11 protein-coding genes and 1 rRNA gene are annotated in these 13,072 nt (G+C 64.5%); 9 read left to right on the forward strand and 3 right to left on the reverse strand.

Annotated elements, in window-relative coordinates; translation table 11 throughout:
* Nucleotides 1–2 precede the first annotated feature (2 nt).
* Nucleotides 3–2,216, reverse strand: coding sequence for a xanthine dehydrogenase family protein molybdopterin-binding subunit (locus J5M67_RS21100; RefSeq protein WP_243434786.1), 2,214 nt, complete (start codon nt 2,214–2,216; stop codon nt 3–5).
* Nucleotides 2,216–2,680 (reverse strand): (2Fe-2S)-binding protein, encoded by a 465-nt coding sequence (locus J5M67_RS21105; protein WP_207887270.1) that lies wholly within the window; start codon nt 2,678–2,680, stop codon nt 2,216–2,218. The genes J5M67_RS21100 and J5M67_RS21105 overlap by 1 nt, the downstream gene beginning before the upstream one ends.
* A 118-nt stretch (nt 2,681–2,798) precedes the next feature.
* Here J5M67_RS21105 and J5M67_RS21110 point away from each other — a divergent pair, with 118 nt between their 5' ends.
* The 9 genes from J5M67_RS21110 (at nt 2,799) to J5M67_RS21150 (ending at nt 12,854) form a co-directional block, all read left to right on the forward strand.
* Nucleotides 2,799–3,689, forward strand: a complete 891-nt coding sequence (locus J5M67_RS21110) for a LysR substrate-binding domain-containing protein (RefSeq protein ID WP_207887271.1) — start codon at nt 2,799–2,801, stop codon at nt 3,687–3,689.
* Between the two features lie 264 nt (nt 3,690–3,953).
* Nucleotides 3,954–4,883: an amidohydrolase family protein gene (locus J5M67_RS21115; protein ID WP_138217011.1), complete on the forward strand. Its 930-nt coding sequence runs from the start codon at nt 3,954–3,956 to the stop codon at nt 4,881–4,883.
* A 4-nt stretch (nt 4,884–4,887) separates the two neighbouring features.
* Entirely contained in the window at nt 4,888–5,793 is a 906-nt protein-coding gene (locus J5M67_RS21120; RefSeq protein ID WP_207887272.1) for an amidohydrolase family protein, read from the forward strand.
* Between the two features lie 116 nt (nt 5,794–5,909).
* Nucleotides 5,910–7,295: a UbiD family decarboxylase gene (locus J5M67_RS21125; RefSeq protein WP_207887273.1), complete on the forward strand. Its 1,386-nt coding sequence runs from the start codon at nt 5,910–5,912 to the stop codon at nt 7,293–7,295.
* Nucleotides 7,292–7,903, forward strand: a complete 612-nt coding sequence (locus tag J5M67_RS21130) for a UbiX family flavin prenyltransferase (RefSeq protein ID WP_207887274.1) — start codon at nt 7,292–7,294, stop codon at nt 7,901–7,903. Before J5M67_RS21125 ends, J5M67_RS21130 begins: the two co-directional genes overlap by 4 nt.
* Nucleotides 7,900–8,946, forward strand: coding sequence for a GTP-binding protein (locus tag J5M67_RS21135; protein WP_207887275.1), 1,047 nt, complete (start codon nt 7,900–7,902; stop codon nt 8,944–8,946). The genes J5M67_RS21130 and J5M67_RS21135 overlap by 4 nt, the downstream gene beginning before the upstream one ends.
* A gap of 92 nt (nt 8,947–9,038) precedes the next feature.
* A complete protein-coding gene (locus J5M67_RS21140) occupies nt 9,039–10,394 on the forward strand; it encodes a nucleobase:cation symporter-2 family protein (protein ID WP_207887276.1) in 1,356 nt (451 codons plus the stop codon).
* A gap of 12 nt (nt 10,395–10,406) precedes the next feature.
* Nucleotides 10,407–11,795 carry an amidohydrolase family protein gene (locus tag J5M67_RS21145; protein ID WP_207887277.1) on the forward strand — a complete coding sequence of 463 codons (1,389 nt, stop codon included), beginning with the start codon at nt 10,407–10,409 and terminating at the stop codon, nt 11,793–11,795.
* Between the two features lie 201 nt (nt 11,796–11,996).
* A complete protein-coding gene (locus J5M67_RS21150) occupies nt 11,997–12,854 on the forward strand; it encodes an outer membrane protein OmpK (RefSeq protein WP_207887278.1) in 858 nt (285 codons plus the stop codon).
* 98 nt (nt 12,855–12,952) lie between these two features.
* On the opposite strand, the gene rrf is transcribed toward J5M67_RS21150, so the two are convergent.
* A 5S ribosomal RNA gene (gene rrf / locus J5M67_RS21155) occupies nt 12,953–13,068 on the reverse strand.
* Nucleotides 13,069–13,072: the final 4 nt, after the last annotated feature.

Raw genomic sequence — 13,072 nt, forward strand, 5'->3', positions numbered from 1 at the left:
GGCTACCCCAGGGTCAGTGGCGTCGAGCGCTGGCGCACGCCGGTCAGGCTGAACAGGGCATTGGCGATGGCCGGAGCCACCGACGGGCTGCCCAGCTCACCGACGCCGCCAGGTTTGCCCGGCTCGCCGTCCAACACCAGGATGTCCACGGCCGGCATGTCCGACATGCGGGTCACCCGGTAGTCGTGGAAGTTGCTCTGCACCACCCGCCCCTGCTTGATGTCCATGCGATCGAACAGCGCGTGGCCGAGTCCCCACATCAGGCCGCCGTAGATCTGCTCTTCGACGCCCCCTGGCGACACGGCCAAACCGCAATCGACCACGCAGGTGAGCTTGTCGACGCTGATGGCACCGTCCTTTCGGGAAAGCCGGGCGACCACCGCAATGAAGCTGGTGTAACCCTGGTTGGCGGCAATGCCCAATGCCGTTCCCTCCGGCAGCGACTGGCCCCAGCCGGCGCGCTCGGCAGCGCGCTTGAGCACTGCGACATGCCGGGGCCGTTCGTGCATGTTGGCCAGGCGAAACGCCAGCGGGTCCTGCCCGGCGCCATGGGCCAGCTCGTCCATGAAGCTTTCCACGGCGAACACGTTGGGGATGAAGCTCACCGAACGATACCAGCCGCTGGGCACTCCGCTTTCATGCTTGACCCAGGCCAGGTCCAGGTTCGCCGGCCGGTAGGCAAAGTCCCAGGCGGTAATGGCCTCGGTGGTGCTGTAGTCCATGTGGTCCGGCCGCTCGAAATAGCCTGGCTCCCACTGTTCCGGCGAGGCCGGCGAGACCGCGTTGAGTTGCAGGGCGGTCAAGCGCCCGTCAGCGTCCAGTGCACCCTTGGCCCGGTGCAAGGTGGCCGGGTGCATGAACAGCGCGCGCATTTCGTCTTCACGGCTGTTCATCAGCTTGACCGGCACCCCGGCCTGCCGTGCGAGATACGCCACCTCGAAGAGCCAGTACTTGGACTCCCGCGCACCGAAACTGCCGCCGGAGACCAACTCATTGATGGTGACCTTGTCCTTGGCGATCCCGCACACCTTTTCCGCGGCTTCCAGCGCCGACGACGGCACCTGTACCCCGCCCCAGTAGACGATGGCGTTGTTCGACACCTGCGCGGTGATGCACACCGGCTCCAGCGGGTTCTGCACCTTGTACGGCATGCGGTAGTCGGCTTCGAGCAGCTTCGCCGCTTTCGGCCATTGCCCCGCGACGTCTCCCGCCGCCAGCGCGGAAACCCGTTGCGCGGCCTTGTCGTCGATGGCGGCGGCTTGCACGGTGGCCAGTTGGTCGCTGTCGAACCCACCCAGGGGTGAGTCGCTCCACTGCACCTTCAACAACTCGCGTCCCTGATGGGCGGCCCAGTAGTTGTCGGCAAGCACGGCAACACCTTCCTGGTTGCCGCCCAGTACGTCGGGCCGGCCCGGAATCGCGATCACCCGGCGTACCCCCGGCACCTGCAGCGAGGCACTGGAATCCACCGTCAGCACTTTCGCGCCGATCACCGGTGCGCGCTGAACCACCGCCACCAGCATCTGTGGCAAGGTCACGTCGATGCTGTAGGTGAAGCGCCCGCAAACCTTGGCCGCCGCATCCCGTTTGTGCCGCAGCTTGCCGATGTACTTGAACTGCCGCGGGTCCTTCAGCGCGACCTTCTCGGGTGCCGGCAATTGCGCAGCGAGCCCCGCCAACTCACCGTAACCACAGCTGCGCTGACTGTCGGCATGCACCACCCGCCCCTCTTCGGTGGTGCAACTCTCGGGGCTGACGCCCCACTGCCTGGCCGCTGCCGTGATCAGCAGTGCGCGAGCCGTCGCACCGGCCATGCGCAAGCGCTCGTACTCCAGCGAAACGCTGGTGCTGCCGCCGGTGGAGTAGACCTTCCAGATCGGGTGGATATAGGCCTCGAAGAACGGATTCTCCGGGGTGATCACCTGCACGGTCATCGGGTTGACGTCCAGCTCCTCAGCCACGCACGCCGCGAGAGCGGTCTGCGTGCCGGTGCCGGAATCGTGTTTGTGCACCACCAGTTTCACCGTGCCGTCGGGCAGTATCCGCACCCAGGCATTGGGTTCGAATTCGCCGTCTGACGCCGTGGCCTTGGCCTCCGTCGCCGCGACGCCCGAGGGCAGATAGAACGCAATCGCCAGACCGGACGCGACGGTGGCCGCCTGCTTGAGAAAGCGCCGGCGCGAGGGTTCGACCGACATGTCGACGACAGGCTTCATCACGCCTCCTTCGGCGCGGACGCCGCACGCTTGATGGCTTTGTTGATCCGCCCGTAAGTGCCGCAACGGCACAGGTTGCCGGACATGGCATTGCGGATCGAGTCGTCGGTGACCGCCGCTCCCGTGTTGAGCAACGCCGCGGCGGACATGATCTGACCGGATTGACAGTAACCGCATTGCGGGACATCTTCGGCAACCCAGGCCAGCTGCAGCGGATGCTGTCCGCTGGGCGAGAGGCCTTCGATGGTGGTGATGCGGTGCCCCGCGGCGGCAGCGACCGGCAGTTGGCAGGAACGTACCGCGACACCATCCAGGTGCACCGTACAGGCGCCGCACAGGCCCATGCCGCAACCGAACTTGGTGCCGGTCAGTTTCAGGTGGTCTCGCAACACCCATAACAGCGGCATGGACGGTGACGTCCCTGCCAGCTCGTGTCGTTCGCCGTTTACCGTTAACTCGATCATTGTCAGGCTCCAGGAGAGCGGCCCGTCTTTGCGCGGGCCTGGTGACCGAATAGTGGTAAGCCGGGGAAATTAGGGCCAGCAACGATTTCTGCCATCGTGTGTAAGCAGGACTAACAGCATGTACAAGCGATACCCGTCGGTGCAGTCCATGAGTGCTTTCATCCAGGCCGCCCGCAGCGGCAGCTTCTCCAGCGCTGCGCGCAAACTCGACCTGACCCACAGCGCGATCAGCCAGCAGATCCGGACCCTTGAAGACTTCGTCGGCCAGGCGCTGTTCGTACGCGAAGGCGGCGGCAGCAAGCTGACCGATGCCGGGCAGCTGTTCGCCAGCGTCCTGTCCGATGGCCTGGCGCAGATCGACCGGGCACTGTCGTCGGTAAAGAACCGCCGGGTGGCGCAACGCCTGACCCTCGATGTGGACACCGAACTGGCGCAGAGCTGGCTCAATCCACGGCTGCCGGAACTGCTCGATGCGCTGCCTGAGCATGAGGTGGCGCTGCTGTCGATGCCGCGTACCGAGCGCGTCTCCTTCGAGCGGGTGGACCTGGCCCTGCGCTACGGCTATGGCGACTGGGAGGACTGCGAGATGACGCAGATCTGCGGCGACCGGGTGATGGCGGTGGCTTCCCCGGCGCTGCTGGAACGCCATGGATTGCAGGTCCCGATCACCCCGGAGCAGATACTGGAGCTGCCGCTGCTGGGGTATACGCGGCGCTCGTGGATTCCGTGGCTGGATGCGGTCGGGATGGCGCCGATCGAACCGAACGCACGGATGGTCTTCGACAATGCGGCGAACCTGATCGCAGCGGCCGAAGCCGGAGTCGGTGCGGGACTGGTGCGCGGCCTGCTGGCGGCGGATGCACTCTGCGCAGGGCGTCTGGTGGAACTGAACGAGGCCGAGATTCCGGCGCACTACAACCTGTATGCGGTATGGCCGCCGGGACAAGCGGAGCGGGTGGCGCCCGTGGTGGAGCTGATCAAGCGGATGGCCTCGCGAACCCAGGGCTGAGCCCGCCGCGTACACGCCGGTGACAGGGCAACGCCGCGCCGGCAGCAGGCCCATATCGAGCGCATATCAACACCTCGCCCAATTAATATTGTACGAACCTTCCTCCCCCTTCCAATACTGCCCCCAAGCAGCCAGCGTCCCAGAGCGGATGCGACCAGGCGAGGGAATGCGCGAGTCTTGCGCGCATAGAAACGGCCGATTTTCCGGGACGTGGTTGCTGTGAACCGCAAGGTTCCCTTCCCCGCTATCAGGAGATCGACTTCAATGATCATCGATATCAGCTGCTATCCAACTGACCAGGTTGACCTGGCCTGGAGGCATGACGGAGACCCGTTCACGGGCGAGCGTCTGCTGGAGATGATGGATGGCCCGTACATGGTCAACGGCAAACCTCGCCGCATCGACAAAGCCTTCATCCAGCCGCCGCAAGGCAACACCATCTACACCTGGACCGACGGCGAACTCAGCGGTCGCGAATCCATCGACGCCTACATGGCCTACACCCTGAAGATGGTCCAGACCTACCCGGACCGCTTCATCGGCTGCTTCGTCTACAACCCGCGCTGCGGCGTGGAGAACGGCGTCGAAGCGATCGAGCGCTATGTCAAGGAACATGGCTTCAAGATGGTCCAGATGCAGGCCAACATGCACGCCTATCGCCCGGATCGTGCGCTGGACTGGGTCCGTCCGGCCTTCGAGAAGTGCGCCGAGCTGGGCATCCCGGTCAAGCTGCACACCGGCGACGGGCCCTACAGCATCCCATCGGAATGGGTTCCGATGATCAAGGAGTTCCCCAACGTCAACTTCATCATGGCCCACTTCGGTGTGCAGACCGGCGGGGTCTACGTGTTCGAACCGATGCAATGGGCGATGGAACTGCCCAACGTCTACTGCGAGTCGGGCTGGTGCCTGCAATCGCGGATCGTCGAGTTCGCCAAGGTCCTGCCGACGCACAAGATCCTCTTCGGCACCGACACCCCGCCGAACGAGCCGGGCATGTGGCTACGCCTGCTGGAAGTGCTCTGCCATGAGCCGCCCCAGGGCCTGAACCTCGACGAGGACACCCTCGAGGAATACCTGGGCAACAACACCGCACGCATGATCGGGCTAGAACCGACTCCGCCGCCGCGTTCCGTTTCCGAAGCCGAGGCGCAACTCAAGCGCCCTGTCACGACTCAACTGGCCAGGAGCTGAACCCATGATCATCGATACCCATCTGCACCCCACCAACCTGGTCGACGAGGCCTGGCGCCACACCGGCGAACCCTTCACCGGCGAGCGCATGCTCAAGCTGATGGACGGCCCGTACATGATCAACGGCAAACCGCGCCGCATCGACATGGGCTTCATCCAGCCGCCGCCGGGCAATACCGGCTACCGCGACGGCAACCGGCGGGGCCGCGAGGGCGTGCGCGACTACATGTCCTATGTCGCCGAACTCTGCGTGAAGTACCCGGACCGCTTCATCGGCAACTTCACCTTCAACCCGCGCTGGGGCCCGGAAAACGGTGCAGCCGAGCTGGAATTCCACGTCAAGGAATACGGCTTCAAGATGCTCAAGCTGCACGCCAACATGCACGGCTACCGTCCGGACCGCGCACTCGACTGGCTACGCCCGGCCATGAAGGTCTGCGCCAAGTACAACGTCGTGGTGCTGATCCACACCGGTGACGGGCCCTACACCATTCCGACGATGTTCTACCCGATCATCCGCGAATTCCCGATGGTCAATTTCATCATCGGCCACTTCGGCATCCAGACCGGCGGCAACTATTCGTTCGAGGCCTTCTGGATGGCCATGGACACGCCGAACGTGTACTGCGAATCCGGCTGGTGCTTCCAGTCGCGAATCGTCGAGTTCGCCAAGGACCTGCCGCGCAACAAGATCGTGTTCGGCACCGACTCGCCGCCGAACGAGCCGGGCATGTGGCTGCGGGAACTGGAGGTACTGTGCTCACCGCCACCCCAGGGCCTGGGCATCGACGAGGACCACCTCGAGGACTACCTGGGCAACAACATCGCCCGGCTGTGCGGCATCGAGCCGACACCGCCGCCCAGGAACCTGGTCGAGGCGGACCTCCGTCTGAGCAAGACCTACCTGTAACACAGCGGGACTTCCAGGCGCACAGATGAACCGGTGTTCGATCGGGCAGGCCGCTGGCCTCTCGATCGAACGTCGCCCTCGGCCCTGCGCGCCTGTTTTTTTCAAGAGGTGAAACCATGCCCCTCTCCACGCTCGGCGATACCCAGGATTTCCACGATTTCATCGACAGCTATCGCCGGCAGTATCCGGACGATGTGCTCACCATCGAGTCCCCCCTTTCCGCCGACCAGGAGGTCACCGCCCTGGTCGATGCCCTGGCCGCGCAAGGCCGCGATCCCCTGTTGATCTGCGAGAACGTCGGCACGCTCGGCGTGCCGGTGGTCACCAACCTGTTCGCGTCCAGGACCCGCATCGCGCGGATCTTCGGCGTCACCCCGGCGCAGTTGCACGAAACCTTCCAGAACCGCGCCAACCAACCGATCCCGCCCCGCTATGTTGAAACCGGTCCGGTACTCGACGAGATATTCGAGGGCGAAGCGCTGGACCTGGCGCTGCTGCCGATGCTCAAGCATTTCGACAGCGACCGCGGGCCGTACATCACCAACGCAATCATCATCGCCGAGGACCCGGTCACCGGCATCGCCAACATGAGCTATCACCGCTCGATGCGCCACGCCCGGCAGACCCTCGCCACCAGCCTGCATTCCCGTGGTCACCTGTGGCGCATGCTGCAAAGCGCCCGCGAGCGGGGCGAAGAACTGCACGTGGCCATGGTGGTCGGCGCGCACCCGCTGTTCATGCTGGCCGCCGCTGCGCGGCTGCCGTTTGGCAGTGACGAGCGCGCCGTGGCCGGCGGACTGTTCGGCGCACCGCTGGAACTGGTCAGGACCCCGCGCTATGGCATTGGCGTGCCGGCCTACGCCGAGTTCGTGCTGGAAGGCGCGATAGACCCGGCCGGGTATGCCGAAGAAGGCCCGTTCGGCGAGTTCAGCGGGTACTCCTCGGACCGCTCGACCAACAATGTCCTGCGGGTCGACACCCTGATGCGCCGCAAGGACGCCTGGCTGGTGGACGTGGTCGGCGGACGCTACGCCGAGCACCTGACCCTGGCGAGGCTGCCGCGGGAAGCGGAGATGAGCGAGAAGCTCAAGGCGCGCTTCCCCGCCGTCACCGCCGTGCACTACCCCAACTCCGGCACCCACTTCCATTGCTACGTGGCACTGGACCAGACCCGTGACGGCGAAGCGCGGCAGATCATGCTCGCCTTGCTGGGCTGGGACCCGTACCTGAAAACCGTGATCGCGGTGGATGGCGACATCGACATCACCGATGACAGCCAGGTGCTGTGGGCGCTGGCGACTCACTTCCAGCCGCACCAGGACATCTTCGTCGTCGACGGTTTGCCCGGCAGTCCGCTGGACCCCTCCTCCTCGGTCAATGGCACCACGTCGCGGATGGGCCTGGATGCCACCCGCGGTTCGGGCTTCGACGGTATCAAGGCGCAACTGGACCAGGAGGTGGTCGAGCGCGCACGCGATCTGCTCAAGAGCATCCCGTCATGAGCCGCCAGCGGATGGTGGTCGGCATCAGCGGTGCGTCGGGCTTCATCTACGGCGTGCGACTGCTGGAATTGCTGGCCGAGCTGAACATCGAAAGCCACCTGATCATCAGCCGTGCCGCGCTGCTGACCATGGCCCATGAAACCGACTACAAACTGGCGGACGTCACCGCACTGGCCAGCCACTACCACCGCGCCGACGACGTCGCCGCCGGCATCGCCAGCGGTTCGTTCCGCTGCCTGGGCATGGTGGTCGCGCCGTGCTCCATGCGCACCCTGGCGGAAATCGCCACCGGCACCTCCACCGGCCTGATCGGCCGCGCCGCCGACGTCACCCTCAAGGAGCGCCGGACACTGGTGCTGATGGCCCGGGAGACGCCGTTGACCCTGGCGCACCTGCGCAACATGACCGCCGTCACCGAGATGGGCGGAATCATCGCTCCGCCGGTGCCGGCCTTCTATGCCCGCCCGCACACCCTTTCGCAAATGGTCGATCACAGCCTCGGCCGTGTCCTCGACCTGTTCGGCCTCGACGCCGGTACCGCGCTGCGCTGGGGTGAGCCCGGCCCGGCGTCCACCGGCCATTTCTCCCCATCGAAGGAGCTCGCATGAACAGCCCACTCCAGCAACCGACCCCGAACCGCAAGATTCCGGTCACCATCCTCACCGGCTTCCTCGGCGCCGGCAAAACCACGCTGCTCAACTACATCCTCAAGGAAAACCACGGTCGCAGGATTGCCGTGATCGAAAACGAGTTCGGCGAAGTCGGCATCGACGGCGACCTGGTGCTCAGCTCCGAGACCGAGGAAATCTACGAGATGGTCAACGGCTGCGTGTGCTGCACCGCGGAGGTCCGCGAGGACCTGGTGCGCATCGTCCGCGAACTGGTGGCACGTCCGGTGCGCCTCGATCACATCCTGATCGAAACCAGCGGCCTGGCCGACCCGTACCCGGTGGCTCAGAGCTTCTTCATCAACGACCCGATTGCCGAAGAAGTGGAACTGGACGCCATCGTGGCCATGGTCGACGCCAAGCACATCACCCAGCACCTGGAGGATCTGCAACTCGACGGCGCGGACAACCAGGCCGTGGACCAGATCGTCTGTGCCGACCGGATCGTCATCAACAAGATCGATCTGGTCAGCGACGCCGAAGTGGCGAGCCTGAGCGAGAAGATTCGCGGCTTGAATGCCACGGCGGACCTGGTGACCTCCAGCTACGCCGAGATCGACCTGTCGAAGATCCTCGGTGTCGGTGCCTTCGAGGCCACCCAGAAGCTGATGGAGATCGGCTCCGACCACGATCACCACGCCGATGAGCATCATCACGACCACGACGATCTGGAGCATGACCACGACCCCAGCGTTTCCTCCGTCGGCATCGCCGTGGACGGCGCGGTGAACCTGGGCGCCTTCCACCGCTGGATCAGCGAACTGCGCGTCCAGCAGGCCGACAACCTCTACCGCATGAAAGGCGTGCTGGCGGTCAAGGACCAGGATCAGCGCTACGTGCTGCAAGGCGTGCACAGCCTCGTCGAGTTCCGCGCCTCCACCTCGTGGGGCACGGAACAGCGCTCCAGCAAGATCGTGTTCATCGGCCGCGACCTGGATCGTGCGGCGTTGAACCAAGGATTCGCGGCCTGCCTGGCCGGCTGAGAAAAAAGCATCGGCGCCGGTGGATGGCGGCTCCGGGCACGCAGAACGAATACCCCTCTCTACCCAATAAAAACAGCAAGAGGTGATTCCCCATGTCGTCAGCCAGTACCGTCTCCACCGTCCACCCGGTCGACCAGGTATTACCGGTCCGGCAAATGCTCACCCTCGGCCTGCAACACATGGCCGTCTCGTACATCGGCGCCATCGCCGTGCCGTTGATTGTCGCCAGCGCCTTGAAAATGTCCGAAGCCGATACCGTGGTACTGATCAGCACCACACTCTTCTGCTCCGGGATCGCCACCCTGCTGCAGTGTGTCGGCTTCTGGAAGTTCGGCGTGCGCCTGCCGATCCTCCAGGGCGTGGCCTTCAGCAGCGTCGGCCCGGTCATCGCCATCGGCAGCGACCCGCAGGTGGGGTTCGCCGGGGTTTGCGGAGCGGTGATCGGCGCGGGGATATTCACCCTGCTCGCCGCGCCTCTCGTGGGTCGATTGCGCCGGTACTTCCCACCGGTGGTCACCGGCTGCATCGTCACGGTGATCGGCCTGCAGCTGTTCCCGATCGCCTACGAGTGGATCGGCGGCGGCCGCCACGCCAGCGATTTCGGCGCGCCGACCTACCTGGCCGTCTCCGTGGTGGTGCTGGCGACCATCCTGCTGGTCAACCGCTACGGCGGCCCGCTAATGCGCAACATGGCGGTTCTGATGGGCATGCTGGTGGGTGCGGGGCTGGCCTACGGCCTGGGCATGGGCAGTTTCCACAGCGTACAGGAAGCCCCCTGGCTGACCGTGCCCTACCCCTTCCACTTCGGCCTGCCGACCTTCAGCCTGATCCCGATCGCGACCATGGTGGTGGTGATGATCGTGCAGATGGTCGAGTCCATGGGGCTGTTCGTCGCCATCGGCGACATCGTCGATAAACCGGTGAGCGAGAAACAGGTGATCGGCGGCCTGCGCGCCAACGGGCTGGCGAGCACCATCGCCGGGATGTTCGCAGCGTTTCCGTTCATTGCCTTCATGGAGAACGTCGGGCTGGTGATCCTCACCGGCGTGCGCAGCCGCTGGGTGGTGGCGATCAGCGGGCTGCTGATGTGCTCGGTGGCGCTGGTGCCCAAGGCCGGGGCGATCATCGCCTCGATGCCCACCGCGGCCCTCGGCGGCGCCGGAGTCGCCATGTTCGGCGTGGTCGCGGCGGCCGGCATCCAGACCCTGGCCAAGGTCGATTACGAGCGCAACCGCTACAACGTCCTGATCGTCGGTTTCACCATCGTGGCCGCCCTGGTGCCGGTGATGGCGCCGACCCTGTTCAAGCAACTGCCCGAGTGGTCTCAGCCGTTCCTGCACAGCAGCGTGGTGATCGCCTGCCTGGTGTCGGTGCTGCTCAACGCGGCGCTCAATGGCGTCAGCGCCCCCGACAGTACAGCCAGCAAGTCTGCCTCCCACACCCTCTGACTGGAGAAGCCCATGACTCAACTGCAGAACACCCTGATCAAGAATCCCCTGGCGGTGATGACCGGGTTGCGCGGTCCGCGCGCCCGGGCTGGCGGCGTAGACATCCGCGTCGTCAACGGTCGCATCGCCGAAATGGCGGTGGGCCTCACGGCGCAACCGGGGGAGCGGGTCATCGACGCCCGTGACTCGGTGGTGTATCCGGGCTGGATCAACACCCACCATCACCTGTTCCAGAACCTGCTCAAGGCAGTACCGGAGGGGATGAACCAGGACCTGCAAGGCTGGTTGGCCAGCGTGCCCTATCCACGCCTGAACCTCTTCACCCCGCAACTGGCGCGGATCGCTGCGCGGCTGGGCATGGCCGAACTGTTGCTGTCCGGGGTTACGACCTGCGCCGATCACCATTACCTCTACCACGCCAACGGCACCACCGAGACCGGCGACCTGCTGTTCGACATGGCCGAGACATTCGGGATGCGCTTCGCTCTGTGCCGGGGCGGAGCGCTGGAGTCGGCCAGCGCACACCCGGGATTCTCGAAAACGGCGCTGCAACCGGAGACCCTGGATCAGATGGTCGGCGACATCGAGCGACTCAAATCGCTGTACCACCAGGACACCCCGGATGCGATGCGCCGGATAGTGGTGGCGCCGACCACGCCGACCTTCTCGCTGCCGCCAACACTGCTGCGCGAACTGGCCCACTCCGCACGCGGCCTCGGCCTGCGACTGCACACGCATCTTTCCGAGACGCAGAACTACGTCAACTTCTGCCGCGAAAAATACAACTGCCTGCCCGTGGAGTTCGTCGCCGAACACGAATGGCTCGGCCCTGACGTCTGGTTCGCCCATGCGGTCCATCTGCAGCCAGGCGAGATCCGTATGCTCGCGCAAACCGGCACCGGCATTTCCCACTGCCCGGTGAGCAACGCACGGTTGGGCAGCGGTATCGCACCGGTGCCGCAGATGTACGAGGCCGGTGTGCCGATTTCCCTCGGGGTCGACGGCGTGGCCTCGAACGAATCCGGAAGCATGGTTGGCGAAGCACATACGGCCTGGCTGATCCATCGCGCGGAGCAAGGCGCGTCAGCCACCACGGCTGAGGACGTGATCCACTGGGGAACGGCCGGAGGGGCAAAAGTGCTGGGGCTGGACTCGGTCGGCACCCTGGAAGTCGGACAGGCAGCGGACCTGGTGATCTACGGCCTGGACCATCCGCGCTTCTTCGGCTTCCACGATACCGCGCTGGCGCCGGTCGCTGCAGGCGAGCCGATTACCGTGCGCTACAGCATGGTCGGGGGGCGGCTGGTGGTCGACGGCGGCGTGATTCCGGGCCTGGACCTGGAACGGATGCGTGCCGAAGCCTGGGACGGGGTGCAACAGCTGATGCAGGTCGACGACTGATCCACCCACCCTTCTCGTAGGAGCCGGCTTGTCAGCGATGGCGGCCTTAAGGCCGGACTCCTACGGCTTCCCCCTCGGGACAACTCGACATGTCCGGCTCATTGCGCCGTGCCGGTAGACGCACGTCCTGCGCAAAGCCTCACCGAGAAAAATAAAAAGTCCCCCGCGCCGAACGGGGTGATGACTCAAGGGAAACAGAAAATGCAGAAACGCACGTTACCTGCCTGCCAGGCCTTTGCCATCGGTGTTCTATCGTTGACTGCGATCGCTTCCGCACAAGCGGCCGAGTGGAGCGACAGCTCTTTCAGCTACTTGTACGGCACTCGCTTTGCCGAGCCGGGAATCGATGATTCGATCGCCAAGAACATCGTCGAATTCACCTATGTTGACGGATACCAGTACGGCGGCAACTTTCTCGACATACAGGCGTTGTTTTCCGACAGCACCGATCCCGCCGAAGACAGCAACGACGGCGCCACGGAATTCTATGTGGTGTACCGCCATCAACTGTCGCTCAACAAGATTTCAGGCCAGGACTTCAAGTGGGGCCCCGTTCGGGACTGGTCGCTGTCGGCCGGCCTCGACTGGAACACCAAGAACACCGCGTTCGCGCCGGAAAAACGCATGTTCGTCGTCGGCCCGACCCTCAATTTCGATGTACCGGGCTTCTGGGACCTGAGCCTGATGTACCGCACCGAGAAGAACCACAATGGCTTGTCGTTCGCCCAGGAGCACGATATCCGCTTCGACGATACGTACTATGTGGAAACCGCCTGGGACACGCCCTTCCAGCTCGGCTCGGTATCGCTGAAGTTCAAGGGGTTTGCCAACTTCGTCCCACCCAAGGGCAAGGACGGCTTCGGCAACAACACCGTGAGCGAGACGCTGGTGCACGCTGCGGTGCTTGTAGACGTAGGCGAGCTGGCATTCGGCAAGAAGAGCACCCTCTTTGCCGGGGTAGGTTACGAATACTGGAAGAACAAGTTCGGCAACAACTCCGCCAATACGCCAGGCACCGAGGCCAATACGCCGTTCCTGAACCTGGAATGGCATCTGTAAGACGGCAGGTTTGGGCCTATCCTGTCGCCTGGCGACTTTCTCGCGCGCAAAAGCAAAGCCCCCGGCCAGCGATGCTGACCAGGGGCTTTGAGATAGGCGCTTGACGATGACCTACTCTCACATGGGGAAACCCCACACTACCATCGGCGATGCGTCGTTTCACTGCTGAGTTCGGGATGGGATCAGGTGGTTCCAACGCTCTATGGTCGTCAAGCAAT

This window comes from Pseudomonas sp. 30_B (genome assembly GCF_017491605.1).
Taxonomy (GTDB): domain Bacteria; phylum Pseudomonadota; class Gammaproteobacteria; order Pseudomonadales; family Pseudomonadaceae; genus Pseudomonas.